Origin of the sequence: Marinoscillum luteum, from assembly GCF_044005705.1 — a bacterium.
GTDB classification, from domain to species: Bacteria; Bacteroidota; Bacteroidia; order Cytophagales; family Cyclobacteriaceae; genus Marinoscillum; species Marinoscillum luteum.
In genome coordinates this window covers 55,244-82,196 of sequence record NZ_JBIPKE010000015.1, presented here as the reverse complement: position 1 = coordinate 82,196, position 26,953 = coordinate 55,244, and the positions used below count along the sequence as shown (strand labels likewise).

At 39.2% G+C, this 26,953-nt stretch carries 27 protein-coding genes; 5 read left to right on the top strand and 22 right to left on the bottom strand.

The features are described from left to right. Positions 1 to 28: 28 nt before the first annotated feature. Together ACHKAR_RS08110 and ACHKAR_RS08105 are read left to right on the top strand one after the other, a co-directional pair. Entirely contained in the window at positions 29 to 1,552 is a 1,524-nt protein-coding gene (locus ACHKAR_RS08110) for an aldehyde dehydrogenase family protein (protein WP_395416969.1), read from the top strand. Positions 1,553 to 1,681: 129 nt separating this feature from the next. After that, complete coding sequence (locus ACHKAR_RS08105) at positions 1,682 to 2,038, top strand: DUF779 domain-containing protein (protein WP_395417299.1); 357 nt, start codon at positions 1,682 to 1,684, stop codon at positions 2,036 to 2,038. 19 nt (positions 2,039 to 2,057) lie between these two features. Here the strand turns inward: ACHKAR_RS08105 and ACHKAR_RS08100 are convergent, their stop codons facing one another. The 14 genes from ACHKAR_RS08100 to ACHKAR_RS08035 all read right to left on the bottom strand — a co-directional run bounded on the left by ACHKAR_RS08100 (position 2,058) and on the right by ACHKAR_RS08035 (position 16,385). Further along, positions 2,058 to 2,279: a hypothetical protein gene (locus tag ACHKAR_RS08100; RefSeq protein ID WP_395416968.1), complete on the bottom strand. Its 222-nt coding sequence runs from the start codon at positions 2,277 to 2,279 to the stop codon at positions 2,058 to 2,060. 1,723 nt (positions 2,280 to 4,002) lie between these two features. Next, positions 4,003 to 4,635, bottom strand: coding sequence for a sterol desaturase family protein (locus tag ACHKAR_RS08095; protein ID WP_395416967.1), 633 nt, complete (start codon positions 4,633 to 4,635; stop codon positions 4,003 to 4,005). A 355-nt stretch (positions 4,636 to 4,990) separates the two neighbouring features. Then, positions 4,991 to 8,359 carry an efflux RND transporter permease subunit gene (locus ACHKAR_RS08090; RefSeq protein ID WP_395416966.1) on the bottom strand — a complete coding sequence of 1,123 codons (3,369 nt, stop codon included), beginning with the start codon at positions 8,357 to 8,359 and terminating at the stop codon, positions 4,991 to 4,993. A gap of 2 nt (positions 8,360 to 8,361) precedes the next feature. Beyond that, positions 8,362 to 9,489 (bottom strand): efflux RND transporter periplasmic adaptor subunit, encoded by a 1,128-nt coding sequence (locus tag ACHKAR_RS08085; protein WP_395416965.1) that lies wholly within the window; start codon positions 9,487 to 9,489, stop codon positions 8,362 to 8,364. Positions 9,490 to 9,523: 34 nt separating this feature from the next. Beyond that, positions 9,524 to 10,834 carry a TolC family protein gene (locus ACHKAR_RS08080; RefSeq protein ID WP_395416964.1) on the bottom strand — a complete coding sequence of 437 codons (1,311 nt, stop codon included), beginning with the start codon at positions 10,832 to 10,834 and terminating at the stop codon, positions 9,524 to 9,526. A 184-nt stretch (positions 10,835 to 11,018) separates the two neighbouring features. Continuing rightward, positions 11,019 to 11,606, bottom strand: a complete 588-nt coding sequence (locus ACHKAR_RS08075) for a TetR/AcrR family transcriptional regulator (protein ID WP_395416963.1) — start codon at positions 11,604 to 11,606, stop codon at positions 11,019 to 11,021. Positions 11,607 to 11,741: 135 nt separating this feature from the next. Next, positions 11,742 to 12,341 (bottom strand): TetR/AcrR family transcriptional regulator, encoded by a 600-nt coding sequence (locus ACHKAR_RS08070; protein WP_395416962.1) that lies wholly within the window; start codon positions 12,339 to 12,341, stop codon positions 11,742 to 11,744. 11 nt (positions 12,342 to 12,352) lie between these two features. Beyond that, positions 12,353 to 12,817 carry a luciferase domain-containing protein gene (locus tag ACHKAR_RS08065; RefSeq protein WP_395416961.1) on the bottom strand — a complete coding sequence of 155 codons (465 nt, stop codon included), beginning with the start codon at positions 12,815 to 12,817 and terminating at the stop codon, positions 12,353 to 12,355. Between the two features lie 14 nt (positions 12,818 to 12,831). Continuing rightward, positions 12,832 to 13,701, bottom strand: a complete 870-nt coding sequence (locus tag ACHKAR_RS08060; protein ID WP_395416960.1) for a dioxygenase family protein — start codon at positions 13,699 to 13,701, stop codon at positions 12,832 to 12,834. Positions 13,702 to 13,730: 29 nt separating this feature from the next. Beyond that, positions 13,731 to 14,180 (bottom strand): MarR family winged helix-turn-helix transcriptional regulator, encoded by a 450-nt coding sequence (locus ACHKAR_RS08055; RefSeq protein WP_395416959.1) that lies wholly within the window; start codon positions 14,178 to 14,180, stop codon positions 13,731 to 13,733. 3 nt (positions 14,181 to 14,183) lie between these two features. Continuing rightward, the gene (locus ACHKAR_RS08050) at positions 14,184 to 14,843 is read right to left on the bottom strand and encodes an NAD(P)-dependent oxidoreductase (protein WP_395416958.1); all 660 of its coding nucleotides are present in this window, start codon (positions 14,841 to 14,843) and stop codon (positions 14,184 to 14,186) included. A 2-nt stretch (positions 14,844 to 14,845) separates the two neighbouring features. Further along, positions 14,846 to 15,220, bottom strand: a complete 375-nt coding sequence (locus ACHKAR_RS08045; protein WP_395416957.1) for a DoxX family protein — start codon at positions 15,218 to 15,220, stop codon at positions 14,846 to 14,848. Between the two features lie 48 nt (positions 15,221 to 15,268). Continuing rightward, positions 15,269 to 15,901, bottom strand: a complete 633-nt coding sequence (locus tag ACHKAR_RS08040; protein ID WP_395416956.1) for a YceI family protein — start codon at positions 15,899 to 15,901, stop codon at positions 15,269 to 15,271. A 130-nt stretch (positions 15,902 to 16,031) separates the two neighbouring features. Further along, entirely contained in the window at positions 16,032 to 16,385 is a 354-nt protein-coding gene (locus ACHKAR_RS08035) for a SnoaL-like domain-containing protein (RefSeq protein ID WP_395416955.1), read from the bottom strand. Positions 16,386 to 16,948: 563 nt separating this feature from the next. On the opposite strand from ACHKAR_RS08035, the gene ACHKAR_RS08030 reads away from it, so the two are divergent. Further along, entirely contained in the window at positions 16,949 to 17,596 is a 648-nt protein-coding gene (locus ACHKAR_RS08030) for a hypothetical protein (protein ID WP_395416954.1), read from the top strand. A 1,053-nt stretch (positions 17,597 to 18,649) separates the two neighbouring features. Here the strand turns inward: ACHKAR_RS08030 and ACHKAR_RS08025 are convergent. Then, positions 18,650 to 19,441, bottom strand: a complete 792-nt coding sequence (locus tag ACHKAR_RS08025; RefSeq protein ID WP_395416953.1) for a DUF6932 family protein — start codon at positions 19,439 to 19,441, stop codon at positions 18,650 to 18,652. A 136-nt stretch (positions 19,442 to 19,577) separates the two neighbouring features. Here ACHKAR_RS08025 and ACHKAR_RS08020 point away from each other — a divergent pair, with 136 nt between their 5' ends. Then, positions 19,578 to 20,093 (top strand): hypothetical protein, encoded by a 516-nt coding sequence (locus tag ACHKAR_RS08020; protein WP_395416952.1) that lies wholly within the window; start codon positions 19,578 to 19,580, stop codon positions 20,091 to 20,093. Positions 20,094 to 20,301: 208 nt separating this feature from the next. Here ACHKAR_RS08020 and ACHKAR_RS08015 read toward each other — a convergent pair whose 3' ends face one another. From ACHKAR_RS08015 to ACHKAR_RS07985, 7 genes are all read right to left on the bottom strand, one after another. Then, positions 20,302 to 20,565: a GIY-YIG nuclease family protein gene (locus ACHKAR_RS08015; RefSeq protein ID WP_395416951.1), complete on the bottom strand. Its 264-nt coding sequence runs from the start codon at positions 20,563 to 20,565 to the stop codon at positions 20,302 to 20,304. A gap of 847 nt (positions 20,566 to 21,412) precedes the next feature. Next, positions 21,413 to 21,889: an SRPBCC family protein gene (locus ACHKAR_RS08010; protein ID WP_395416950.1), complete on the bottom strand. Its 477-nt coding sequence runs from the start codon at positions 21,887 to 21,889 to the stop codon at positions 21,413 to 21,415. A gap of 211 nt (positions 21,890 to 22,100) precedes the next feature. Then, on the bottom strand, positions 22,101 to 22,946 hold the full coding sequence (locus ACHKAR_RS08005; RefSeq protein ID WP_395416949.1) for a CBASS cGAMP synthase: 846 nt from the start codon (positions 22,944 to 22,946) through the stop codon (positions 22,101 to 22,103). 115 nt (positions 22,947 to 23,061) lie between these two features. Then, positions 23,062 to 23,757 (bottom strand): STING domain-containing protein, encoded by a 696-nt coding sequence (locus ACHKAR_RS08000; RefSeq protein WP_395416948.1) that lies wholly within the window; start codon positions 23,755 to 23,757, stop codon positions 23,062 to 23,064. Next, the gene (locus ACHKAR_RS07995; RefSeq protein ID WP_395416947.1) at positions 23,754 to 24,422 is read right to left on the bottom strand and encodes an SEC-C metal-binding domain-containing protein; all 669 of its coding nucleotides are present in this window, start codon (positions 24,420 to 24,422) and stop codon (positions 23,754 to 23,756) included. The genes ACHKAR_RS08000 and ACHKAR_RS07995 overlap by 4 nt, the downstream gene beginning before the upstream one ends. Continuing rightward, complete coding sequence (locus tag ACHKAR_RS07990) at positions 24,419 to 25,366, bottom strand: CBASS cGAMP synthase (RefSeq protein WP_395416946.1); 948 nt, start codon at positions 25,364 to 25,366, stop codon at positions 24,419 to 24,421. The genes ACHKAR_RS07995 and ACHKAR_RS07990 overlap by 4 nt, the downstream gene beginning before the upstream one ends. Beyond that, positions 25,366 to 25,539 (bottom strand): hypothetical protein, encoded by a 174-nt coding sequence (locus ACHKAR_RS07985; RefSeq protein WP_395416945.1) that lies wholly within the window; start codon positions 25,537 to 25,539, stop codon positions 25,366 to 25,368. Before ACHKAR_RS07985 ends, ACHKAR_RS07990 begins: the two co-directional genes overlap by 1 nt. Before the next feature lie 609 nt (positions 25,540 to 26,148). On the opposite strand from ACHKAR_RS07985, the gene greB reads away from it, so the two are divergent. Continuing rightward, the gene (greB, locus tag ACHKAR_RS07980) at positions 26,149 to 26,664 is read left to right on the top strand and encodes a transcription elongation factor GreB (RefSeq protein WP_395416944.1); all 516 of its coding nucleotides are present in this window, start codon (positions 26,149 to 26,151) and stop codon (positions 26,662 to 26,664) included. The last annotated feature ends 289 nt before the right edge of the window (positions 26,665 to 26,953 follow it).

Below are 26,953 nucleotides of genomic sequence, written 5' to 3'. Positions count from 1 at the left end.
TTTAGGTAAAACTAAAAGACTACAAAAAATGGAAACATTAACTAAGGAACACAAGGCGGTAGAGCGCCCTCCGTTTAAGCCCGCATATGATCACTTCATTGGTGGAAAATGGGTGGCCCCATCTTCGGGAGAATACTTTGACAACATTAGCCCCATCGATGGAAAGGTATTTACCAGAGCCGCCCGAGGCAATCAGGAAGACATCAATAAAGCGCTGGATGCCGCGCATACTGCCTTCTCCAGCTGGTCCACTACATCAGCTGCTGCCAGGGCCAATGTGCTGCTGAAGATTGCAGATATCATAGAGGAAAACCTGGAGATGCTGGCCCGTGTGGAGACCATCGACAATGGAAAGGCCCTCCGTGAAACCAGGGCTGCTGATTTGCCCCTTTGCGTGGATCATTTCAGATACTTTGCAGGGGTGATTCGTGGCGATGAAAGCACCATGTCTGAGCATGACGAACATACGGTAAGTCTCAACCTGCAGGAGCCATTGGGTGTGGTGGGACAGATCATTCCGTGGAACTTCCCATTGCTAATGGCCACCTGGAAAATAGCCCCGGCACTGGCTGCCGGCTGCTGTACTGTGGTGAAGCCTGCTGAGCAGACGCCTACAAGTATCATGGTACTGATGGAGCTGATTGCAGAAGTGGTGCCTCCGGGTGTGCTGAATGTGGTGACCGGCTTTGGTACGGAGGCAGGTAAGCCACTGGCTACCTCACCCAGAGTGGCAAAAGTGGCTTTTACAGGGGAGACCACTACCGGACGCCTGATCATGCAATATGCTTCTGAAAACCTGATTCCGGTAACCATGGAGCTGGGAGGGAAGTCACCCAATATTTTTATGCCCAGCATTGCCGACGCGGATGATGCTTTCTTTGACAAGTGCGTAGAAGGTGCCGTTATGTTTGCCCTCAATCAGGGCGAAGTTTGCACATGTCCTTCACGGATATTGGTACATGAGTCTATTTATGACAAGTTTATGGAGCGGGTGATCGCACGCACCAATGCCATCAAAATGGGACACCCATTGGATGGAGAAACCATGATGGGAGCACAAGCTTCTAATGACCAGTTTGAAAAGATCCTTTCTTACCTTGACATAGGTAAACAGGAGGGGGCTGAAGTACTCTGCGGGGGCGAGGCAGCTCAGCTCAATTCAGGTTTGGAAAATGGTTATTATATAAAACCCACCATCTTCAAGGGACACAACAAAATGCGGGTATTTCAGGAAGAAATTTTCGGGCCGGTGACCTCAGTGACCACTTTCAAAACGATGGAAGAAGCCCTGGAGATTGCCAATGACACCTTGTATGGACTGGGAGCCGGACTTTGGACCAGAGACGCTCATGAGATCTATCAAATGCCACGTGCCATCAAAGCTGGTCGGGTTTGGGTCAACTGCTACCATGCGTACCCGGCACACGCACCATTTGGAGGGTATAAGAAGTCAGGGTTTGGACGTGAAACCCATAAGATGATGCTAAATCACTATCGCAATACCAAGAATATGCTAATCAGTTACGATAAAGAAAAGCTTGGCTTTTTCTAAGTCACCAGAAGTGTGATGAGTGACATGCCCGGAAAGTATCCCGGGCATGTAATCGTTTCTGGTTCCATTATTATGTTAAGTAAGGAGTGAATGAGCCACCTGATTTCACTCATCAATAGAGGAGATAATATGACCCAAAGAATAAGTGTAACGGATGATGCCATCAAGATTATAGATCAATTGAAGGAGCGCTATGGGCCACTGATGTTTCATCAGAGTGGCGGATGTTGTGACGGTTCGTCACCTATGTGTTTTGAGAATGGAGATTTTAAGGTGGGAGAAAGCGATATCCAGCTGGGAATCATAGCCGACTGCCCGTTCTACATGTCGCGCGACCAATACGACTACTGGAAGCATACGCACCTGACTGTAGATGTGACTCCCGGACGAGGCTCAAATTTCTCATTAGAAATTCCATTAGGTGTGCGGTTCATCATTCGTTCCAGACTGCTGAGCGATGAGGAGTTTCGCTTATTCCATCAATAATATACATACAGAGATCAGACTACTCCAGACGTAGCCATTGGTGCAGAAGCCGTCCGAGGATGCGCTCTGCAAAATTGATTTTAGGTGCCACCGGAGTGTGATGGGTATGTTGGATGTGGTCAATGGATTGTTGTAGGATTTGGTGGATCTCATGGTGCGAGTGGATCTGAGCTTTTCCTTTGAGCGTCTCCAGTGCTTGCAGAACTTCCAGAGTGAGTTCGCCATGGGTGTATGGATTCATGGATGATTGGGATGTTTCCTGTAGAGACGTAGGACTTGAGCCAATCGCTGCATGGCTCCACGCAAGATTTGAACGGTACGTAGAGATGTGTTGATTGGAGTAACTAGTTTTAAGCATATGGATATCAAGAAGTTATGTAGAGGTAATGAATTGGCCAGAAGTAGGGTTTTCAGACATTGACTTAACATAATATAAATTATATAACAAAGCTATGGATTTGCATTCCTGGCCCGCAGTGCCTGCGCCGTGCAATCCATCCCCACGCTAAACCCTTGCTTATATAATGATATTATGTTAACCAGCAAAGCTGGCGAGTATGTTCGTGTAGTGCATCTGTTGTTTGACTTTTTGATTGGCGGTTCCCATGTTATATAATTTGTGTTATGTGTAAATAGCCGCTGCGCCATCGCGCTGTAGCCCTGGCCACATCTCGTTCGATACCGCAGCGACTATGTTACGTAATAAATTTTGTTCACTGCTGGTAAGATCAATTATCTATAGCCAGGTCTGCCGACCCACGCCGTGCCCTTACCAACCACGACTGATAAAGTTTTTTTGCCATCGCGCTTTCCCGCTTGGGCGGGAATATTGGCCATTCAACAGCAAGAGAATCCCAGGCAATTGCGATGTTCTATTTTCCGATATTCGATAATTGTACAGGATTAATTCATCTACGCAATTCTCAGACGTTAGAAAATTGCCTGTGATACACTTGCTTTATCCAACGCTCTCTGTCCGCAGCGTCATTCTCTTGAACGTCATTCCTGACGTAATGCAACGGAGATCTGGGCGCACGGCTAGTGAATCTCATCTAGCAGAACTACAATTGCTCACAAGTCAATCTCGCTTTCATAGGTGTTCGCTATATGCCCTCATGCCGGGCAGGCAAATACTTTTGGCATAGGCCCAAAAGTATTCAAAAACCCTAGTCAAAATAATCACTATCCGCCCACAAGCCGACCCACGCCCGGTATTTTGACTGGCCAACGCTCAACAGAGTCTACTTAACATAATATTGATAACATCTGGATTTCGATTCGGTATTCCCCACACAGGAAAAAGCAAAGTTCCGGTTGCTCTTCGGGAAATGACAAGCCTAAAATGAATCCAAGCCTATTTATCTACCGCTCAACCCAGCCCGCCGTAAACCGGCTTGGCCGCTTGCATTTGCTTCAGACCTTCCGGGGATCATAGCTTTCCCTGGTGTGGTTGCCGGGGTGTCACTTTATCATTATTCATTATGTATACTTATTTGTTTCGTTTCCGGCTTTTCGGCTGGTGGTTCTTTGGCGTTCGTTATCAGCAGTGTTCGTTTCGCTTTCACTGTTCCAGTGCTGGCATAGGTGGGCTTTTGCCTTCAGGTTTTGGCGGCAGCAGTGGCTATTCTCATACTATATTCGCATCGGCCGATATGAGTTTGGTGTTCCATAGCCCCCTATGAGTAGGGACTTTTTTTGGTCATATCCTATATTTCCCCGATTTGCGTTTCAAATGCAAATTTCCTCTTCAACGTATAAATAGTTTCTCCAATTAGACTGATTCCGTATTCCGGATGCTTGATTGCAGTATCAGTAAATAGTTTGTTTGGCTCATTCCATACGGTGTATGTGAAGCCTTACTAGTTAGTTCCGCCGCTCCCAACTACTTATGCCAAAAGATTTTAATTCAACGTTATTAAGACAAACGAAGAATTCAGTTACTAACTGATAGAGGGTATAATTTATCAATCTGGTAGAGTGCCAAATATGATATCCCATAATTTTGTAGATACTCCAAATGATTTAGTTTCGGGATATTTATAATGATGCAAAGCATGACTTTTCCATAATTTCGCCAATGGGGCAAATTTGGGCGGTTTGGTTGTATGCATTAAATAATGTAGTGATACATATAAAACATAGCCAAGCAAGAAGCCTGGAAAAAACGCAACTGCATAATCTCTCATTACAAGCCAAATTAATGCGTAAAAAACTGATATTAAAATCAAAGCAGGTAATGGTGGCATGGCTAGCCTTGTAGAGTCTTTTGGATATTGATGATGAATTCCATGTCCTATATGTTGAATTTTAAGAAGCCATTTCATTTTTGTTTTTACGTGATACAAATATCTATGCACCCAATATTCAGAAAATGTCCAAAAAAGAACACCTGCTACAAATAATAATGAAAATGTTATAATATCGAACTGTTGCAATGCCAAATATGACACAGAACAAATAATTATCAGATGCATCGTAACTGGTACAGATACATGCGCCCTGGTGAATTTCTCTATGAACCGACTTCTAAATAAGGTATTTGTCCCTTGATCCTTCGGCCTTAAGTGTTCTGGTATTGTATTAAATTGATTTTCCATTTGATGATATATTTATGTTCATATTTACTGGTTTTCCCAATAGCTAGGAGATATCTAGGTAATTTGATTTTGTAATCACTTTCATGTTAATCACAGCATGCTTAGATTGCTGGGCGATTTCTCTAGCTTCTAATCTTTATACGCTTTTGACATCTGTAACTTGAGCAACACCATTTTTAGCATTTCGGTACCATTTTGATGTTTTAATTTGTTCCCCATGAGTTTATTGAGTCTTGGACGCAACTACTCAGAATAATCATAAGAATAAATGTTGCTCTTTTTAGTTTATTCATTGGCTTTATCCTTTGTTTCAATTCTACTTTATTGGGTTTTTATTCTTTAGTAAAAAAACGAATCAATTTTTCTTCAATTTTTCCATTACTCGCACTGATTTTTGTTTGGTGTTATAAGAAATGTAATACATGGCCGGCACCAGCACTAGTGTAAGAAAGGTTGCGAAAGAAAGCCCAAATATGATTGTCCATGCGAGAGGACCCCAAAATGATGCAGTATCACCCCCAAAATATATTTGAGGATTGAACTCTGTGAATAGTGTATAAAAGTTAATGTTCATTGCCAGGGCAAGAGGTATAAGTCCCAGAATAGTTGACGCTGCGGTCAATATTACTGGACTCAAACGAGTCGCTCCAGCTTTTACTGTAGCTTCTTTAATCTCCAACCCATCTTTTTGCAGAATGTCCGTGTAATCAATCAGAATAATGCCGTTTTTAACCACTACCCCTGCAACAGTTATGATACCCATACCAGTTAGGACAACTGATATTTCCATGTTGAAAATAATGAACCCTAAGAGTACACCAATCAAACTAAAAACAACCTGTGTTAAGATAATTATCGGCTTGGAAAGAGAATTGAATTGGCTAACTAGAATTATGAATATCAGCCCGATGGACATTAAGAATGCTTTCGACAAGAAGTCAGCTGCCTCTTTTTGTTCTTCCTCTTCTCCGGTCAAGGATATTTCAAACCCTTCTTCCAGTGGGATATTGGTCACTGCGCCAGCAATTTCCTTGTTTATTTCATTGGGGTTGTACCCAGTAAGCACGTTAGAATAAATTGTTATGACTCTTTTTAGATTTTTTCGTTTTATTCCTCCATACGTATAAGAGTACTCGATATTTGCAACTGACGAAATGGGTATTTGTCTAAATTTTCCTCCAGCGGCCATATCTTGGTAAGTGATTTTCATGTCCAGAAGTTTATTGATATTGTCTCTGTAGCCTTCAGTCAAACGCAGCTGGATCGGGTATTCATCTTCGTCTTCTTTATATTTTGATATTTCTTTTCCATAAAGAGCAGTTCTGATGGTCATGCCAATTTGCGCATGGCTCAGCCCAAGCGAATTGGCTTTTGCCCTATCAATTACTACTGTCAATTCTGGTTTATTAACTTGTATATCGGATTTCAGTTCTTCTATTCCAGGAATTTGTAGATTATTAATATGCAGTTTCACTTTCGCCGCAAGTGCTATGAGTTTATCAAAATCCTCACCACTGACTTCAATATTTATGGCTTTGCCCGTCGGTGGACCTGAGGCTTCTTTGTCCACAACAATTTCGACACCAGCAATACCTTTGACTCCTTCTCTTATCTGATTCATATACTCCCTGGTTGAGAGACCATTTCTGTATTTGAATTCAACAAATGCGACCGAAATCTTGCCTTTGTGCGGACTCACACTCCTATCCTGATCTTGAGGATCACTAGCTCCAACGGCAATATTTGATATGACTGATTCAACAATTGGATTGTTTTCTCCAAGGATATCAAACACTTTTCGTTCAACTACCTGAGTCACAGAATCTGTCACCTCCAAATCTGTCCCAACAGGCATAGTTGTATAGACATAAATGAAATTAGGATCTGAATCTGGGAAAAACACAACCTTTGGGGATTTGACGACTAACAAACCAATAGTTGCACATAATAAGAAAACAGTGCTAGCCAAGACCAAATAAGGCCTTCGTCCTGTAAGCACCCAAGTTAACGTCTTATTATAACCCTCCATAAGCTTTGGAAGTATGTGCTTTTGAAAAGCGTCAACCAGCGGGACAATTGCAAATTTTCCAATCAATTGGATGACAATTGCTGAAAATGACAAATTTCCTAACAGCGTATTTCCCATTAGATGAAAAATTATTCCAAGAACAAGTAATCCTATGAGTGTGATGTATAGGATTCTGTTGTTTTTCTTGTTTGCTTGTTTATCCTCTCCCCTTTTCATAAATGAAACCGCTAGGACGGGGTTTATAGTGAACGCCACTATCATGGATGCTGTAAGGACGGTTATAAGTGTTGCGGGCAGGAAGAACATAAACTTACCAATAATTCCACCCCAGAAAAGCAACGGAACAAAAGGAGCCATCGTGGTTAAGGTTCCTGTAATAACAGGGAGTGCAATTTCACCAACGGCTTTCTTTGCAGCGGTCTTGATATCCAGCGAGGTTGTGTTGATGTATCGGTGAATATTTTCAACTACCACAATCGCATTGTCTACGACAATTCCCAATGACAGAATTATGGAAAACAATACCACCATATTCATTGTGAAATCCATTGTTGGAAGTATTGAAAACGTAATTAAAGCTGACAATGGAATAGCCAAACCCACAAATATTGCGTCAGTGATTCCTATGAAAAACATTAGAACAAGTACCACGAAAATGAACCCAACTATTATGGTATTGAATAGGTTGGAAACATTGTTCCGTGTCATTGTAGACTGGTCTCCTGTCAATGTAATATCCAGCGTTTCAGGGAATTTTGATTCTTGAAGTTCTGCAATGAGATCTCGTATCTTATCCGATGCTTCTATCAGGTTCTCGCCACTTTTTTTGATAATATTTAATGTGATAACAGGATTGTTATCCAGTCGTGCGTAACTCTCACGTTCCTTGTACCCATCGACGATTTGAGCAAAATCTTTCAAGTAAGCCAAATTACCTTGTCCTGATTTTACGATAACATTTTCTAATTCGGTGACATCATTAAACTCCCCCCTTATTTGAACAGTCCGTTGAAATCCATCCATTTCAATTTGTCCACCCGATATGGTCATGTTTTCGAAGGAAACAGCTCTTTCAATATCATTAAACGTGATCTTTGCTGCTTGCATTTTATAGAGATCAACATTTACCTGAACTTCTCTTTCTAATGCGCCAATAATGTCTGCTCGGGTGATTTCGGTCAATGATTCGATTTGATCCTGTAATTCATCAGCATAGTCTTTCAATCGAACTAAATCAATGTCGCCCGAGAGATTGACATAGAGGATTGGCATTTCAGAAAAATCCACCTCCAATACGGTGGGTTCAGTTGGCAAGTCGTTTGGTAAATCACTTCTGGCCTTATCTACAGCATCTTTTACCAGTTGCTTAGCCTCCATTACATCTTCATCGGTATCAAACTCTATCATAATCGTAGAGTAATCCTGCACTGAATTGCTTTTGATGTCCTTTACTCCATTGATCGACTTTAATTGTTTCTCAATAGGCCGAGTGACCAAATTTTCAATATCGGACGGAGATGTACCTGGATAGATTGTGCCAACATAAATCGTAGGAATAACTACCTCCGGAAATTTCTCTTTTGGTAAGGACAAATAGGAAGAGATGCCCAACAGGGAGATTAAAACAGTGAGTAGGTAAACACTGGTTTTATTATCTATGGACAGGTTGGCTAATTTGAAATCTTTGAATGCCATAATTAATTATTGATTGTAATTAGCTCATCATTTGTCAAATCCTGATAGCCCACAGTTATAACTTTATGACCTTCGTTTATTCCCGAAACCACCTGACTTAAGCCATTGTATTTTAATCCGGTTTTTATTGTTTGCTGTTTCGCTACCCATTTATTTCCGTCATTATGGGCAACAAAAACAAACTCTTTATCACCCGATTTCTGAATCATTCCAACAGGCAGAACAATTGTATTCTCCACAATTTGGTCATTGATTGAAAGTGAACATATCATGTTGGGGCTTACTTTACTCTGAGTAGGCGGGAGTTTTAACTCAATACTAAATGATCGATTATTGGTATCAATAACCTTACTTACTACGTCAATGGTCGTCTTCAATTCATAATTGATATCGGAGAAAAACACAGTTACACTGTCACCCTTTGCTACCTTCGATATGTGTGCTTCTGATATATTAGCTACTATTTTAAGGTCTTCTAAATTGGCGATTTGAAATACAGGAAATCCAGCAGAAACAGCCTCCCCCTCCTTTAGGTTTACCATATCCACAGTACCAGAGATTGTCGCTTTTATCTTGGTCATGTCTAGTTGCTCTTGCAGGCTAGCTAATTTTTTCTCAAGGGACTCTTTATTAGCTTTTGCTTGAATTAATTGAACCTCAGTGCCAATGTTTTCATCCCAAAGGGATTTTTGTTTGTTGTACATTATTGTAGCTGTTTCAAGACCAGTCTTGAGTTCATCTATCGCTAACAAAATGATGCTTGGATCCAACTGAGCTAGCAGTTGATTTTTAGTGACTTTCTGGCCCACTTTCACATAATTTTTAACAACAATGCCGCTCATCTTCGGACTTACCTTAATAGTGCGATCTGACTCGACTGATCCTTGTACGTCTATAAAATGCCTGAAAGTTCGTGGTTGAAATGATTCCGCCTTCACGTATTTTGTCTTTCGTATAGTGGCTGTAGTATCTAATTTGGCAATCTCCTTTTCAAGGATTTCTATTTCCTTAACCTTCTCCTTCACATCTTCTTTGAGCTTGGAAAGTTCAGCTTTCTTCTTATCGAGATCACTGCTCCCGCAAGCAAAGAGTAGAACGGCCAATAATAGTATAGATGCGTATTTCATCATTAGTTTGTTATTTGATGTTCGTTTCATTTTTCAATTAATAGAGCCCCATTGCTTTCTTAAAATCAATATTTGCCATTATTAAATCAAATAGTGCGTTGAGATAATCCGTTTGAGCCTGTTTCAGATCGGTTTCAGAATTTAGAATTTCAAGATTGGAGCCTACGCCTTTTTCGTATTTTTTTCTTGCAACTTCAACAATACTTTCGGCAAGTTCCATGTTTCTACGCTGGCTCTCCAGAGAGGATTTCGCATTTGTCAGATTAGTCAGCGCATTTGACAATTCCAGATCAATACTTTGCTTAAGCATTTCTTCATTATTGTCCACCTTCAATAGTTCAAGTTTTGATTGCTGGATAATTGCACTTTTTTGCAACCCATCAAATATGGGAATACCTAATGTCACACCTATAAGTGACGTTTTAAACCATTTGTTACCAGCACTAAAATCAAAAATGTCGAATTCATTTCTTTGTGCTTGGTAGCTAAAATTTCCGTAGGCAACCAAACTTGGTAAATAGGCGAGATTATTCCTTTTTAAATCAATATTCAGTAATTCCCTCTGAGATTCTAATAGAGAAAACTCAATCCGATCCTCATACATAAACTGATCAACTGGAGACGTTGTTGAAGTATCCCAACTCTCTATGCTATCAGTCAACGTCAAGTTAGTCTCAATGCTCATCCCCATTTGGAACTTCAATAAATTCATGCTTAGTACCATGAGCTTTTTGACTTTTTCTCTCTCGGTCACTAAACCATTATATTTAACTTCTAGCCTATTCAAATCAATTTTTTCAACAAACCCATTCTTTTCTAAGACCTTGGTATCACGCAATAAACCTTCTATTCGAACGATATTTGCCTCCAATAATTCCAACCGGTTTTCGTTTATCAATACCATGTAGTAAGCTTTACTTACGTTCACCGACGTTTCTACTTTGGTTCTTTCAATATTCTTAATGGATAATTCTTGAAATGATTTGGCTGCTTTCAATCCTAACAGATATGAGCTATTGAATAGTAGTTGCGATGCTTCGATACCTGCCGTCGCATTGTATTGAGTACCAAATTGAACGGGAGTAAAAGTGCCCGGTTCACCTCCGAAAAATTCCCCGGGAACTAGTTGTGTTGGTAATTCAATAAAATCTTTTAAATCAAAGCTTGCCGTAATCTGTGGCAGTCCCTGCCCTGTTATTTCGTGAATTTTTTTCGTGGCAATCTTTTCGTCTAATGAGGCGTTTAAAACTGTGCCGTGATTTTGATGAGCATATTGGATAGCTTCATCAACTGAAAGTGATATTGAATTTTCAGCGTCCTGAGCCAATACTATTGTAAACGGGCTCAAGATGAAGAAACACAGTAAATAGATTGGTAACCTGATAAACAATGTGGTAATCTGTATTAATTGATTAGCGAATTTCATGAAGTTCATTTGATGTTTTTAATAAACATTTTAACCTTTTTACTATTCTCCATTTGTTGCTCGATACTACTTGATAAGTTTTTTAGTCAGCTTTTAACAAAAAAAATTAGGAGAATACTTTCGGCACTAAAACGTGTGTCACCTTTTCTAGTTTCTGGAAATCGAAGTTGGATCCCCTAGCAATCGAATACTTAACAATACCTAGAAATGCCGCGAGTAACGTTTCAGAAAACCAAGGAATATCCTCTCGTGAAACACTTTTGAATTCATCCGAATCATAGCCATCTTCCAACAACCTGGTTACATAGGATATTTCATATTTCATTATTTTTTCAAAGTAAAAATCCTTCATTGAATTGCTCGCTAATTCCTGTTTTACGATGCGATAAATATTTACCTTATTTAACAATTCTCTATGAAATTCATTAAAGTAGGTCTCTATCTTATCATTAAGTGATTTATGGCCATCGACTAGCACTTTAACATGCCTTCTTAGATTTACTAATTCAACATCCACAACGGCTTCATAAACCTCTTCCTTGCTTTTAAAATAATGATATAAAGTACTTTTAGCTTTTTCGCAATCTGCTGCTATTTCATCCATAGTGGTCTTCTTTAACCCAAACTGCTGAAATAGTTTTTGAGCGCTTAACACGATTTCATCTCTTACATTTTTGTCTTTTTCCGATTCCAAATCTGATTTTACGTTTGTTTTTGTATAGAAGGTTGAAAATTTCAGACTGCAATGCTAAGAAAGAAAATCAAGAAACCGACTAAAATACCAGATTAGTTTTTAATATCAAGGCGCGGTGGCGAAAAAATCAGTAGCTCAGAATCGGCTTTCATACTTTTGAGCGACTTCTGGTTTAGCAATACCAAAAAATTGATTTTTCATCATCTCCTGTAACAAGCGCCATGAATCATACTCACGCTTTGGGAAAGTCAGGCTATCAAAGGCAAGTTGCAATTGTTCGACAAATACTTTTGAGGAGATTTCTACATTAACTTCCTCTCTATAAAGGCTTTCTTTAATTCCATTTGTGAAATTATTCTTCACCTTCTCGTGGATTATAGTATTCTTATACTCAAGAAACATTGACAATACTTCAGGGTATTTTTTCTTCAAATCAAAAACAATCTTCGGGCTAAATTCATTGAACATATCCAAACAATACTTGGATATATAAACGAATTCCTCAGCCGAGTTAGTAAATCCACTTTTCTTTACAAGCTGTCTTTTGTGTAGCTTAAAATATACCCTCGCCAGGGTAACTATAATTTCGCTTTTAGAACAGTACTCCACGTATATCGATTTCTTAGACATATGAAGTTCGTGAGCAACATCATCCATGCTTACACTTACTATTCCATATTGGCGAAACAATTCCGCTGACACATTTAATATTTTATTCCCGTAATCAATGTCCATTATTGATCAAGCTAATTACCAGTCGCAAACTCATAAGACCTGAGGAGAATTTTTTTAGCTATTTCCATTTCATCCGTATCCCTTGGCGCAAAAAGCATAATGAAGTTTGGTGGCAACCAACCTTTTCTGACGACTGGATGTAGTTCCCCCCATCCCTTATCTATGACGAGGTTGGCATCCGCCAAGGGTAAACCAATATGCATACTGTAATCAGGATGTGGATGAAAATGAGCAAATTCTGTTCCGGTCATAAACGCATTACACGCATCACACACCTTGTCGGTTGGTAAACACATAGCCTGTGCGCCTGGTACAGAAATTTTGCTATATTCTCGGTTAATATGTGGGAGTGAAAAGGCCCATTCCATCAACTCTTCAATAATTAATGGGTCATTGGGTTGCTGATCCAACTGCATGTGCGGGTTGGATGGTGTAGTCGTTGGCTTATTCCCACGTCTATTGGGTAAATTGTTCATTTAAGTAATTCTGATTATACATTTGTTTCGATAATAAAGCTGCGGTTACTAAACCCTGGAAGCATATCTGAATATGTATGCTTTATTTCATCCTTTCCGTCCGCTAGAGCCATAGAATAAATCACCGGAATATAATGATCTGGCGTAGGGGCCACTAGATCGCTCAGTTTGCTTTTTTTATAATTTATTAGGGCTTCCAAATCTCGATTGTCTATTCTAGCTTTAATCCAATCGTCAAACTCCAATTCCCAACCGTATAATGACATATCACCTCTCTGCATTTTGGCCATAGCAAGTTGGAGGTTATGTACCAATGCCCCACTTCCAATAATGAGAATACCCTTTTCTCTATATTCCTTGAGTTGCACTGCTAATTCGTAATGGTATTGAGCAGGTTGGTAGTAATCTATGCTCATTTGAAATACGGGTACATTGGCTTCTGGAAATAAATGCATAAGCATAGGCCAGTTTCCATGGTCAAATCCCCAATCCGTGGTTGCACTAATTTCGGAGATGTTTTCCGCAAGATCTTTTGCGATCACAGGAGCCCCAGGAGCAGGATATTTCTTTGTATAATATTCAGCAGGGAATCCATAATAGTCATAGAGCGTTTCAGGCCAGGGAGATATGTTCACATAAGTACCGCGAGTACACCAATGAGCTGACACAACCAAAATAGCTTTAACTTCATATTTCCTCCGAATCTGTTTCCCCAAATCACCTAGGTATGAGTTAAAAGGGCTTCCATATGGAGGCACGGGAATGTCCATCGGATTTCCATGTGAAGTAAATAAAACGGGCAATTTTTGTCCTGTCCGTTTTGTTCCTTCCAGTGTTTTGGCCATGCCCGATAAACCAATTGTGCTGGTGCTAAGAGTCGCCATACTTAATAGTTTTACAAAAGTTGACCGATTCACTTATCTCTAATTTTATCCAGCAAACCATTTAGTAGCTTCACTTCATCTATATTGAGATTTGACAGGATGTCATCTTCCTGTTTCTCACATACCACCATTTTGTTTAGTAATTCAAGACCCTTCTTAGTGATTAATATGTCTTTCTGCCTACGGTCTGCTTTGCTTTCTTTCCGCTCAACGAGTTTCTTTTTATACAATCGGTCAACAATGCGGCTGGCATCAGAGTTTTTATCCAGCATCCTTTCCTTAATAAGACCAATTGATGCCGCTTGTGGATGCTGTCCTTTTAATATCCGCAACACATTAAATTGTGGAGCTGCTAATCCGTAATTTTTGAGCATTTTAAAGAACTGTTCACCAATCACGTTATTTGTATAGTACAAATTGACTAAAGCCTTATGATAATCATTTCGGAATTTGCTTTTTATTTCATCTTCGATGCTCATTGATTACTCATTTGAAATGCTGGGGTTTGTCTGATAATATTTCTCATCATCAAGTATCTCCAACATAAATTTAGCAACGTTTTGCCGACTGATCATCATTCGAAGCTTCTTTGAGCCATTTTGACTAATCCTAGTCGGGTGATGCTTGGTATCGTTGTTGAGCCCAACAGGTCTAACAGCAGTCCAATTAAGTGAGCTATTTCGTAAAATCCTTTCCTGATCCTCATGCCCTTTATAGGCCACTCCGACGTTCGTTTTGTTAATGAGAAACCGAAACATCCAATTCACTTCTTTGTAGCTATCTCCAACTCCCCAAGCGGAAACAGTGATCACTCGCTTAATACCTTTTTCCTTCATTGCATTGACAATGTTCTTCATACTTTCCTCAAGTAAGTTGGGTGGGGATGTGACTGTTGACCAGGGGAAATCGGATTTACGTGCAATATTGAGCGCACAAAGTACCGCATCGCACCCCTCAATAGTTTCAAGTACAGCGCCATAATTCATCGGAGATCCAAGATGAGTAACTACTTCGGTTTGTATGGGTTTGTTGGTTGATTCCTCCCTTACTAAGCAGACTGGAATATAGCCTTGTGCGATAACTTCTTCAACCAGATAACGACCCGTTCGACCGCTAGCTCCAAAAACTGCAATTTTTCTCATTATTATCTTCTGAAGCTACTCAAGGTATCCGGATTTCTGACCCATGCTGTGACCCAAATGAAAACCAGTATTCCTGCTATCGGAAAGAATTGCTCATTGTTTCCCATATGCGTTGCGATTGCCCCACCAAAGTGGGCACTTAGCAGTAATAAGCCTAATGAGGATGTTCTTGGGATCAGGAAGAGTATTCCCGACACCAATTCACCAATAGCAATAATTACAATCCAATCGAGCAAGTTCCACTTGGTGAAGTTTGTAACCAGTTCTTCACTTCCCATTAATTTTGCTGAAGAACTCATGAGTAGAAGAGCTGTTAGTAGTCCAACCATTACCCATCCTGTGATTTTTCTTCCTTTTGAAATTTCTTGTGTTTCCATGTTATTAAAATTATCGATAGGCTCCTTACCTTAGTAATTCAAAGACGGCTATTTACTTTTTCTTCCAGAGATGGAAATAGTCAATTCTATGTCATCCGAAATAACCATATCATTCATTGTGTTTTCATAGGCAATTCCATACTTCTGTCTATCAAATACCATCTTACCAGTTGCTGTTACAGAACCATTGCCTTCTGTTAGCACCACATCAGTAACTGATTCTTCAATTGTCACACCTTTTATGGTCAAATCACCCGTCAACGTATTTCCTTCAGCACTTGTAACCCTAAACTCTGCCGTAGGAAAAGTGGCCGAACCGAAAAAATCGTCTGATTGTAAATGGCCAATGAGCTTCTCTCTTGGTGCCATTTCATACAGAGCATCGTCATCGGTGGTCACCATAGATGCCATGTCTACCGTGAAACTTCCGCCTGTAACTGAACCTCCTTTGACAGTGATAGATCCAGAAACAGCTAAAGTTCCTTCGTGTGCATACACACCAATCATGCTTCCTTTCCAGGCTACCAGGCTTGTGGTATCAAGTGCATAAGAAGTGGCTTTAGCTTCTTCTTCATTTGATGCTATTTCATTTCCAGAATCAGTTTCCTTTTTGGTTGAATTGTTACAAGCGAATACCCCTAGGGCAATAACACTTGACAAAATCATCGTTTTTATTTTCATAATAATTTATTCATTGATTTTCATTTTTATAATTGATTTCAGAATGTTCTCTCTTCCAATTCTCCCAGCAATATTGATTATTGATTAGTTCAAAATCAGAAGTCACATTGCCAACATTAGACTCTCAATATCATAGAGATGAATAATAGAATCGTTCGTGAATAATCTGCCCATCCTGCCACTTCTGAACGGCGACTTGATTCGAGGTATTTCTTGGAGCACCTTTATAGGTAACATCCATCTCCCACTCGACCATAGTTACATTTTCACCCACAGCTGTCGCTTTTACTTCTGCACCGTGGAACTCTTCAATCATGCCCATTGATTTGATTTCACGCTCTCGGTTAGCATCCTTTCCAACAGTTGGAGACTCGTTGTTCTCCTGCATTGTCACATCATTATGATAATACTTTTCAAAAGCATCCATCATTTGGCCACTTAGAATCATTTGATTCATGTCTTCGATTTTTTCTTTGATATTCATAGGTTATCACTTTGTGTTCAGAAATAAATTCTTGATCATTTATACTGATCTGTCAGTAAACTTACTACAATAAGTTTAAACATTATATGTTTAAACACATAATATTGATAAGCGTACCCCTTCGGGTCGGGCTATCGCCCCAGAACACACTTTTGTGGTCAAAATGCACACTTACTTAATCAATACTTCAAAATCATCAAGCATAGTCAGTCTGCCCGAAAGCTCACTTATGTTTCCCTAGAGCGCACTTCTGTTGCCCCAGATCATACTTTAACTTCCCTAAGCACACTTTAATCTCCCGAGACCATATTTTAAAAATCCGAAGGGATACTTTCAATTCCCGAGTGCACACTTCACAATTCCGAACGGATAATCAACTTTCCCTAACTGATACTTAATTCGTCCGAGAGCAGATCTCAATTTCCGGTTAGTACTTCTTCTACCCGAACCAATGATTGCAATGCCCAAAACCACACTTACCACTTTCCGTTATACACTAATATTAAAAAAGCTCGTTACTATATGAGTTTATAACATGTTTCACATTTTAAATTTTTACTGCAATGGCGACAAAAACGCTCACAGACAAACTTGAATCTTCACGTGTCCTGATTTTCAACAGTCGGGATGCAGAAGTGGCTGCCCTACTCGATACAATGGGAATTGATACAGCCTACATTGATGAGGGAGAATCCCTTTACAATGAAACCATGACACTGGTAGATCAACAGAAGAAAGAATACCAGGAACAGAGCCTCGCTTACGACAAATTTTATGTCGAAAAAGATGTGGCAGAAGCCATTTACAAACGTACCCTGAAACTGGTCAAAGTGCTGTCCCGCTCAGACAAGGATCTTCAAAACCGATTGGGTTTACAAAACGGAAAAGTCTATGCTATCGAGCAATGGATCGAAGGAGCAGTTGACTTCTATAACCGCCTGTTAAATGAAGCTGATTTCCTTACCAATCTTGCCAAATTCAAGGTTACCCCAGAACAACTGAATACAGAGAAAACAGCCATTGATGCCTTAAAAGACCTTCGTAATCAGGCCGTAGTGGAGAAAGGCAAGGCACAGGAAGCAACCCGTCTCAGAAATGAAAAACTGGATGAGTTGGACGACTATTGCACCGAGCTAAAAGCCGTAGCAGAAATAGCCCTTGAGGAAAAGCCTCAGTTGTTGGAGAAGCTGGGAGTAGTGGTTCCTTCATAATCATTCTTTACACCATCATTCCCCGGCTTGTTCTGGGAATCTTTTACCCCCCCTACTTCCACACACATTTGCCATCCGTTCAATCCCTCCCAAAACCAAGCCTGCCTGCCGCCGGCAGGGATGCCAAAAGAGTGTATAAGCCGCCTCCCTCCTGCTCGTATATTTTCCCTTCCCTTAAAAAACTTTATCCCCGACCCACTCACCCTAGCCGGGTGCACCAAAGCTATATTAACATAACACTCATCCATTATATAACAACCTATGGATTTGCATTCCTGGCCCGCAGTGCCTGCGCCGTGCAATCCATGCCCTCGCTAAACCCTTTATTATATAATGATATTATGTTAATCCGGCAGTGGCCGGCGAGTATGTTCGTGTAGTGCATCTGTTGTTTGACTTTTCGATTGGCGGTTTCCCATGTTATATAATTAGATGTTATGTGTAAATAGCCGCTGCGCCACCGCTGTAGCCCTGGCTCAACTTCATTCGGTACCGCAGCGACTATGTTACTTATTAAATCTTGTTCGCTGCTGGTAAGCTCAATTATCTAAGGCCAGGTCTGCCGACCCACGCCGTGCCCTTACCAACTACGACTGATAAAGTTTTTTTGCCAACGCTCTTTTGCGCTAAGGCGCAAGTTGCAGCCCAAAGCAAAGAGAATCCCAGGCAAAGGCTGTCGTTCTATTTTTCATTATTCCGTACCAATGGTCAATTTAATTTCAAATACAGCATTCTCAGCGATCAGGAATTTGCCTGTGATACACTTTGCGAACCAACGCTTTATTTCGATAGCCACCGACTTACTAAGTATCAAGTTTTGAATTCCTTGAGCAATTGGTTTCTGAATTTCTTTTGGTTAGCGATACAAATGATGTTTCTGCTAAATAATCCCAGTTGATTTCTTTTTTCAGCTTCTGCAAGCCCTTGTGCCGGGCAGGCAAATACTTTTTTCTTGATAAAAAAGTATTCAAAAAATCAAGCCAAAATAATCACTATCCACCCGCAAGGCTTAGGCACGCCCGGTATTTTGGCTAGCCAACGCTCAAATCAACATTACATATTTATTTTCAAAAGATCTCGAAAGGTATATTCTTGATTCTTAATATTGTATTCACTCCTCATCATTGGAGTATTACTCAATAATATTATTCTACTAAAAGACATATACTGAAGTATTGAGTAATTATCAGGTATTATTATTAAATCAAATAAGCCTCTTTTATTGTCATCAACCATAAATTGATCAGTGATTTTTAACCTTACATTATCATATAGGTTATTTTGAAAGGCATCAATTGGAAGAATTACAATAAGATCAATATCATTTGGGTAAATATTTTGTTCATCGACATAACTTCCACCAATAATGAAGCCCAGTTTGTCCGATTTGAATTTTTTTATACAGAGATCTATTCCTTCTTTTAATACTTGAAAAAGCATTTTCCTTTGATCACTGCTCATGGACAATTGAACCTTTATATCTTCCAATGTTGTAGTCTTAATATTAGGCCATTTCGGAATATCAAAATCGTTTACCACGTTAAGATTGGTTCCTAGAAAAGCTAATTGATTGTATTCATATCGATTTAATCTAACAGACTTCCTCTTTTGATTTAAATAATCGTAAATGAAAAGTCTTTCTTCATTGCTTAAAATGAATCCTGGATTTGACAACTTTTTCTTTCTTATTGCGCATAAATGATCATTCATTGAGTGTTCAATGTTTTTTTGTAAAGTTCGATGTAGATAATAAAATCTTAATCTTTCCTCTTTATTCAATATAGGCATTGCGTTGTTTGGTATTGAGTCTGCTATTAAATCATATTCTTTTTGGTTTAGCTCCATATTCTTTTGCATTACTACAATATCCGATATACATTTAATTCATATAAAATACATACTTATGATTTACTTTTCATTACTTCTTGCATTCACATTTCCTCAAAATCTAGATCAAATTAAACTAATTGATTTAATAAGAATGAACAACAAGGAAACTATGGAAATTAGTTTAGATGTCCTTAATTATGGCTTTGATTATAAGGGTGTTACGGAATTTAATCGAGATTCAAAAAATTGGAAACACTATACATGGAAAAACGACAAAAGCACAGAAGAATCGATTTATTTAGAAGATATAGATTTTCTACACATTTACAGAGATGATGATGATGGATTTTTTTTGCACTTAATTCTAAGGAACAGCCAAGGTTTTAGTTCCCTTTTCAAGGACATTACTTCATTGAAGGTTGATAAGATTTGCTCATTCGATAAGCTAATTAGTCAAGAACACAATCTTAATCGAACATTTCAAATCTATAAGGGTAATAACTACTCAATTTCATATGTAATTTCAAGTAGTTATAAATTCACTTCGGCCATAACACAAGATAAAAATAAAACCCAAACTGATTATCATGTTTACATAATGTCAAACAATACTAAAAATTCCGATCTTTGGGAGGAAGCTGACTATTGGTTTACATGCCAAGATTAGTTTTAAAATACCCACCCATTTGGCATCCGCTCAATCCCCCTCTCTGGCTAAGATGCCAAAAGCGTGTTAGTTTCTGTAAAACATCATGACTTTGCTTCTTTGTTTAATTTTTTCCTTCCCTTTAAAAAAACTTTATCCCCTACCCACTCAAGCCAAAGCTATATTAACATAACACAGGCCATTATATAACACCCGTGTGGAATAAGAATTAGCCCGCACGATTCTCAAACCACGTTTTAAGCCGATTTTTAATAAACATACGGCCATAGTGAGTCTTGAAATATTTCTCTCTTTTAATGGCATCCCACTTCTCACAACAAACTTCATAATAAATCAAAATCAATGGCCGTCTGGATTTTGTTGATTGTACCAATCCTTTATCGTGCTGACTAATTCTTAATTTCAAATCTTCAGTGTACCCTACATACAGTTTTCCGTCTTTTTCACTGTATAGAACATAAGTGTAATACATTATACGAATATAAGATTTGAAATTATTCCACCGGGTAACAATACTAGTGATTTACTGCTTACGAGCACAGCGAGTAATTAATCCGGCGTGGACCGCATAAGATCAGATATAGAATCTGTGTGCTGGCCATTGGGTTGTAAAGTTCTATATCGGTAATGATTTTATGCCGGCCGGCCAGGCTTAAAGCAAATCACGGTAATCCTTATCCTGCTCTTGAATGTTAAAGCAAATCAAGGCCAATGCTACAGCCCATGCTTATATATAATTCTATATTATTTGCGGACGGCTAGTCTAAGCTGGCAGTAGCCAACGAGTTTGTTCATGCACTGCTCCTAAGTTTAATTCCTTGGATTCCGGTCTATGGCTCACCGCCCGTGTTATATAATTAGACGTTATATGCGGACGGCTAGTCTAACCAGGCCGACGTTTCGGTAGCCTTGCAGGCCAACGCTTTGTTTGCGACCGGCTAGGTGGCTCACAGTACAAGCCATCAATTAGCACGTCATTGTGAGGAACATTCATCAGACGACAGGAAGATGAATGTGACGTGGCAATCTCATAGAGTCTAGCAGACGGCTTCTAAGGCTCACAGTTTTGTAGATATCATTTACGTTCGCTGTATGCTCTCATGCCGGCGGTCCGCCGATCCGGCAGGCAAATACTTTCTTCATTGCCGGGCCGACGATTCGGGAAAAAAGTATTCAAAAAATCTAGCGGTTCCCCGCCGGGACAAAATAATCACCTGTCATCCGCACTCCCGATAACTATCGGGACCAACGCACACCCCACTATTCTGTCAGGCCGACCCGCCAAGGCGTAGAATTGATTCTACTTAACATAATATTGATCATTGTGATAAAACGGCCTCCCATTGATCCGATTCAGCAAATTCCTTGATTGTATCGTTCCTTTTTATCAATAGCTTGGTCATGTATCTTTTCAAAACGATTATGTCTACCAATTTGCCAAGAATTCCGAATGGTGACTGATATTCAAAAATATCTGTCATTAACGTGCCATTCTCGATAGATTCAAAGTGATGCTCGTGTCTAAATCCTTTGAAAGCTCCCCTAACCATTTCATCAACAAAGAATCTCGGACTGTCAAATTCAGTGATCTTTGTGGTCAGAATTTGATAAACTCCAAAATGTTTAGCTCTCCAGGTTACAGACTCATTGAGCTTAATGAGGCCTAAGGTAACACCAGCGATTGCTTCCTCATTGGTGTGTTCGGTAGAAATCTTATGCAGATCAATACTCCGAGATAAGTCAAAACACCTTTCAATTGGAGCATTTATTACTGTTTCTAATTCAATTCTGGGCATTTCGGTTTATCCTATTGGCTTGGACCTATCTACTTCCCTCTCTTTCCTACTCGATTTACGACCCTAAAGTGAGCTCCTTTGTGGTTTGGATACTGGATGAAAGCAGTTTTCATAATTGTTGCGTCAGGGTCGCGCAGACCGGCTAGGTTCTGCTGGCTGATCTGGCTTGGAAAGTGGACGAAGTTGAGACCAGTTATGCATAGCTTTTAATTTAAATAATATCTGTGAACCTACGTCCTAACATAGATTTCCATATCTTAAGTGACTTTGCCTTATCATCTTGAGTTAGAGCTTCATACCCCTTCTTTATTAGTTCCTTCAAGGCTTCTTTAAAATTATCTTGTTGATCGTCATTAAGCTTTTCCAAAACATTATCCTTTGTCTCAACTGGCATTTCGCAAATCCATGATGACTTCAACTCTTTAAGTATATGAGTTGCGGTCTTTATAAAAGATATATCGTCTCTAATGTTACTCTCATAATGTTGAACTGTCCATATTGTGAAAACAAGACCACTTGGCATTTTTATACTTTTACTAGTTCTATACCTGTCTGCCCACGCCTTAAAATATCTTATTATCCTGATTAATTGATCATTGTCAGCAGCTTCCTTTTTTACCCAATCTTTAAATTTCTTTGAATCGCATCTTGTCCAATTATTACTCTTTGAGCCTAGCAGAAATACGCCTTGTTCTTTGACTAAATATATAGGCATATCTATATGAAAATCATTGCTGTATACGACCCTTATGCATTTTGACAACAACTTAACTTCACCATTAGTATGGTCAAAAAGTGCCTCCTTGATGTGTTTTTGAATTGATCCATAAGTCAGGTCTAGATCTTGAAAAAAATAAATACCCATATCGAGATCGCACCAGTCTCTTTCATTTCTTATCATAGTTCCAGTGGTGAATGATCCTTGGGTGGCAAACCTAGGTTCTGGATAATTATGCCATTTTTTAAGACGAATCTTGAGCTTGCGTTTGATACCTCTTCTTGCTTGCTTGAGTCTGTTACTTTTTGTTTTAGTGATGGATAGATTTTCGTTGAACACTAAGAATTCATCATGAGCATTGGAATCATCTGAGATATCAATCTTTTTCTTCTCAGCTTATCGTAAGCAGCATAGCTAATAATTCCTAACAGTAAAAGTCTAAGTAGAAATAGCATTACATATCAAAATACAGTTGTTTATCACATATTTTTATATGAGCACTTAATTCTTTTTTCGCTATAAGCTCTTCAGTTTTTTTGAAAAATTTTTCAATTAGCTTTTTGCCTAATCTCTCTTTTTCCTCTATGTCCGATTCATTGCTTCTTGATGCAATTTTGTAGTCAATATATGGTAATAAGGATTTTAGGGTACCAGGGAAATCAAAGTATGTTTGATTTCCTTCTTCCTTCTCTATTAGTATCACATCTCTTGCTCGAGAGTATCTGGGTTCCAAAACAATATCTGATAACTTAAATCCTTTCGCTTCTATAGCCTTTCGGGTTCTTTCGATGTTTTTCTCAAACAATTCTTGAATTGAGTCTGGTTTATATATATGAAAGATAGGATTCTCTTCATCTTGGATTAACTGTGTGATAGCAGGTTCCAAAAAATTCTCAACATATCCAAAAGCCAAAGCTAAAGATGGTGAGAATTCTGCCTCATCAAGTAGAATCTTAAACAGTACTCCATATGATGCTGATAGCGCAAATAGAATAGTGAAGGCAGCTTCAGGATCAAAATATTTTACCTCGATTGGAAGAAACCACAGTAAGAAAGCAACTATTGTAATTGCAATTACAGCGTAATGGCCAATTTTTACGACTCTACTATTTCGATTATAAATACCTACCAGATATTGCTTGAGTTTCATATTTTCTCTTCTTCTAATATTTCATTAATCTGATCCCAATCGCTTTTTAGTTGTTCCTTTCCAATAACCCTCAGATCAGATATACTTTGTTCATGACATTTCTTGTACTTGATCTCACTATTGCAAAAGCATTTTTCATTTCGAGAAAACTTAGTGCTATCAATTATGATCTTTATTGCCTTTAGAATAATTGACAGGTCGGTTGACTTTGTTGTCTCTTGATAAAATTGAACCTGACCAGCATAACCATGTTTGTATTCCTCATTTGCCCACTTTCCGTATTCTTCAAAATGAATCTGATTGGCAAGAAATGGTACAACATAATCTTTAAAATATCTTTCTATAGTTATCCCTCTCTTAGATTCAATTATCTGTTTTTGGAGGACCGTAACACAACAGTTTCCATTATCGTAAATATGTCTGTCAATTTCTCTTGGGATCAGTTTGCTAAGCTCACGCAAGGAAGGAAATCCATTTGGATACCTTGCTGAAAAATCAACCTGTATCTGAAAGGATCCCCTCTTTACATCATCCAAGTCAAAAATGTCAATAATACCTTCTAGTCCAACTGGAATGTTTTTATACATCAAAGGCTCTAATTCTGGATGTGTGCGTACGACTGCTTCTACATCCAATTCAAGAGCTTTCAATTTCTTATTTTTCAATGTCCCCAAGGTTTGCTTACATAAGCCACTCCAGCCAATGCAGCCTTGCTGCTGTTGTTGCTAGATGAGTTCTCCTCGGTATTTTCATATTTTGGAAATCTATCTCCGAGATGCTTTCTCCAAAGTTTGCTAGCTTTTCCTTTATCATCTGTTTGTATTGCCTCATCCGCATCTTCAATAAATGCATCAAGATTTTTGAAGAAATTATCTTTAAAAGTTTGGTCATACTTTTCAAATAGATTTTCATACGGCCAAGTAGGCATGGTACATGTCCAGAATGCTGAAAGGCTATTCTTAATATTCTTCAATGTTTCGTGTAATGATATGTCATCCCTGTCATCATACTTCGCGTTCTTCTCACCAAGTATAGTCATACATAACCCTGAAGGCATTGAATTGCGCTTATGATCTCCCCAAGCTTTCAAATACATTGTGTCCCTTATTAATTGTCCATCTTGATCTTTGGATCTATTGAACCATTCTACAAACTCTTTTGGATCATCATCAACCCAACCTTCATTTTTCACCGCAAGCCTAGGGTGATCCATGTCATCAGTTTTATATAGAACTGGTAAATCAATATGGAAATCACCAGCGTAGATCACTCTAATACACTTTTTTTTATGCTGCTGTCCGCCAGATGTATGGCCCTCGACAGCTTCATAAACCCATTTCTGTAGAGTCGTTGCGGTCACATCAGGATCTCTTTCAAAGTAAACCCCGTCATCTAAATCAGCTGTATCATCCTTGTATCGGATACCGTTTTTAGTCTTGTATGAACCTTGGATGTAAAATTTAGGCTTGTATTCTGGGTGTTTCTCTTTAAAATGATTGACAATTTTTTTCCTTAGAGCCTCTTTGGAGCTCTTCATTTTGTCTCTCTTACTTTTCAGAAGTCTAATGTTCTGATGAAAGTCTTGAAATAAGTTATGACAACTGGCCATTATTTTTCCCTCCTAACCCCTTTAAATGGTTTCCCATCTTGTTTAACGTCCATAAATTTTCCAGTTGAGGAATCACGTTTAACCCATTGATCTGTCTTAGGGTTGTGAGTTTGGGACCGTCCTTTTACAGCCCCTTTTCTAGCGTTATCGCCATAAGGTTTGTTTCTAGCCATTGTAATTAGCTTTTGATTGTGAAAGGCAATAACAGAAAGGAGGAATTAAGCAGTGGGTTTGGATAAATACTATTGAAGTACTATCTTTGCAGTCCTTTTAAAAACCTATCCTATCAGGATATTACCAAAAATTATTTTATTAGGTTTAGTTCGTGCTTAACCTGATTTGGTTTTACAAGCTCAATGCCAAAAATTCTTCTAGCTAAAAATATTGGCATCTTCTAATTTAATCTTTGGATAATTCTAAAATACACTGTCATACTGACATGTAGTGTTTGATAGACTGACACGTTCTGTGTGAAAGGGAATATTTGTCAGGTTTTTACGGGTATGTGTTGTACTCCGAATTCTGCACACATTCACCGCTCTCCCCTCCTGCCAATCCCGGTAACTTATCGGGATGCCAAAAGAGTGGACTAGGCGTCCCCGACTAACCTTCCTCACTGCGGCATGATGATTCCTCGGACCAGGTCGCGTAGACTGGCCGTCCGACAATTCCAATTGCGGCCCTAAACTAATGCCCACCCTGAAACATCTATTCATTGTTCTACACAGATAAACAATCCATCATTTTTTATCTTGCAAGAGTTTCAAAATAAGATCTACTTTATGAGGCGAAAAATCCCAGAATCAACGCTGCCAAAAATCATACGCTCGCAAATGATTACAGCCGAAGGCTTACAAAAATTGAGGGATGAACATGATCACTTGTGGCGTTTGGAACGTCCGGAAACTACCGCCAAGGTCTCATGGGCCGCAAGTTTGGGGGATCGCTCGGAAAATGCCGATTACCATTACAACAAAAAACGCCTTCGGGAAATTGATAAGCGCATTCGCTATCTGTGTAACTGTATTGACAACTTTAAAGTGATTCATTACCACCCTAACCAGGAAGGAAAAGTGATGTTTGGAGCATGGGTAGATGTTAAAAACGAAGCGAAAGGGCTTCAAAAGCGATTTCGAATTGTGGGTTACGAGGAACTGACCGACAATAAAGATTATATATCTATGGACTCCCCAATGGCTAAAGCACTTCTTGATAAAACGGTTGGAGATGTAGCGATAGTTCAAACCAAATTGGGTGACTTTGTGTGGGAAATTCTTGACATAGCGTATCAGAAGTAGGTATTGCGTGTCTCACAAACCGGCATGAAGGTAGTAAGCTCGTGCCTGGCATTTTCCATAACGTCATTCCGGTTTTGGACGGAGCACAGCGCAGGACGAATACCGGAATCTTTGACGATCAGGTGGTTATAGTGTATGAGATTCCGGTATTGCTCGTGCCTCGCAAACCGGAATGACGGAGCAAACTCGTACCTCGCAAATCGGAATGACGGGCAAACTCGTACCTTGCAAACCGGAATGACGCAGCATATCCCAATATCAAATGGCACCAGGTGAGAGCTTAACTCCA

Bases quoted from the DNA above. Each gene is read 5' to 3' on its own strand.
- ACHKAR_RS08110 (WP_395416969.1), top strand. From the start codon at position 29: ATGGAAACATTAACTAAGGAACACAAGGCGGTAGAGCGCCCTCCGTTT.
- ACHKAR_RS08105 (WP_395417299.1), top strand. From the start codon at position 1,682: ATGACCCAAAGAATAAGTGTAACGGATGATGCCATCAAGATTATAGAT.
- ACHKAR_RS08100 (WP_395416968.1), bottom strand. From the start codon at position 2,279: ATGAATCCATACACCCATGGCGAACTCACTCTGGAAGTTCTGCAAGCA.
- ACHKAR_RS08095 (WP_395416967.1), bottom strand. From the start codon at position 4,635: ATGGAAAATCAATTTAATACAATACCAGAACACTTAAGGCCGAAGGAT.
- ACHKAR_RS08090 (WP_395416966.1), bottom strand. From the start codon at position 8,359: ATGGCATTCAAAGATTTCAAATTAGCCAACCTGTCCATAGATAATAAA.
- ACHKAR_RS08085 (WP_395416965.1), bottom strand. From the start codon at position 9,489: ATGATGAAATACGCATCTATACTATTATTGGCCGTTCTACTCTTTGCT.
- ACHKAR_RS08070 (WP_395416962.1), bottom strand. From the start codon at position 12,341: ATGGACATTGATTACGGGAATAAAATATTAAATGTGTCAGCGGAATTG.
- ACHKAR_RS08065 (WP_395416961.1), bottom strand. From the start codon at position 12,817: ATGAACAATTTACCCAATAGACGTGGGAATAAGCCAACGACTACACCA.
- ACHKAR_RS08060 (WP_395416960.1), bottom strand. From the start codon at position 13,701: ATGGCGACTCTTAGCACCAGCACAATTGGTTTATCGGGCATGGCCAAA.
- ACHKAR_RS08055 (WP_395416959.1), bottom strand. From the start codon at position 14,180: ATGAGCATCGAAGATGAAATAAAAAGCAAATTCCGAAATGATTATCAT.
- ACHKAR_RS08050 (WP_395416958.1), bottom strand. From the start codon at position 14,843: ATGAGAAAAATTGCAGTTTTTGGAGCTAGCGGTCGAACGGGTCGTTAT.
- ACHKAR_RS08045 (WP_395416957.1), bottom strand. From the start codon at position 15,220: ATGGAAACACAAGAAATTTCAAAAGGAAGAAAAATCACAGGATGGGTA.
- ACHKAR_RS08040 (WP_395416956.1), bottom strand. From the start codon at position 15,901: ATGAAAATAAAAACGATGATTTTGTCAAGTGTTATTGCCCTAGGGGTA.
- ACHKAR_RS08035 (WP_395416955.1), bottom strand. From the start codon at position 16,385: ATGAATATCAAAGAAAAAATCGAAGACATGAATCAAATGATTCTAAGT.
- ACHKAR_RS08030 (WP_395416954.1), top strand. From the start codon at position 16,949: ATGGCGACAAAAACGCTCACAGACAAACTTGAATCTTCACGTGTCCTG.
- ACHKAR_RS08025 (WP_395416953.1), bottom strand. From the start codon at position 19,441: ATGGAGCTAAACCAAAAAGAATATGATTTAATAGCAGACTCAATACCA.
- ACHKAR_RS08020 (WP_395416952.1), top strand. From the start codon at position 19,578: ATGAACAACAAGGAAACTATGGAAATTAGTTTAGATGTCCTTAATTAT.
- ACHKAR_RS08015 (WP_395416951.1), bottom strand. From the start codon at position 20,565: ATGTATTACACTTATGTTCTATACAGTGAAAAAGACGGAAAACTGTAT.
- ACHKAR_RS08010 (WP_395416950.1), bottom strand. From the start codon at position 21,889: ATGCCCAGAATTGAATTAGAAACAGTAATAAATGCTCCAATTGAAAGG.
- ACHKAR_RS08000 (WP_395416948.1), bottom strand. From the start codon at position 23,757: ATGAAACTCAAGCAATATCTGGTAGGTATTTATAATCGAAATAGTAGA.
- ACHKAR_RS07990 (WP_395416946.1), bottom strand. From the start codon at position 25,366: ATGGCCAGTTGTCATAACTTATTTCAAGACTTTCATCAGAACATTAGA.
- ACHKAR_RS07985 (WP_395416945.1), bottom strand. From the start codon at position 25,539: ATGGCTAGAAACAAACCTTATGGCGATAACGCTAGAAAAGGGGCTGTA.
- greB (WP_395416944.1), top strand. From the start codon at position 26,149: ATGAGGCGAAAAATCCCAGAATCAACGCTGCCAAAAATCATACGCTCG.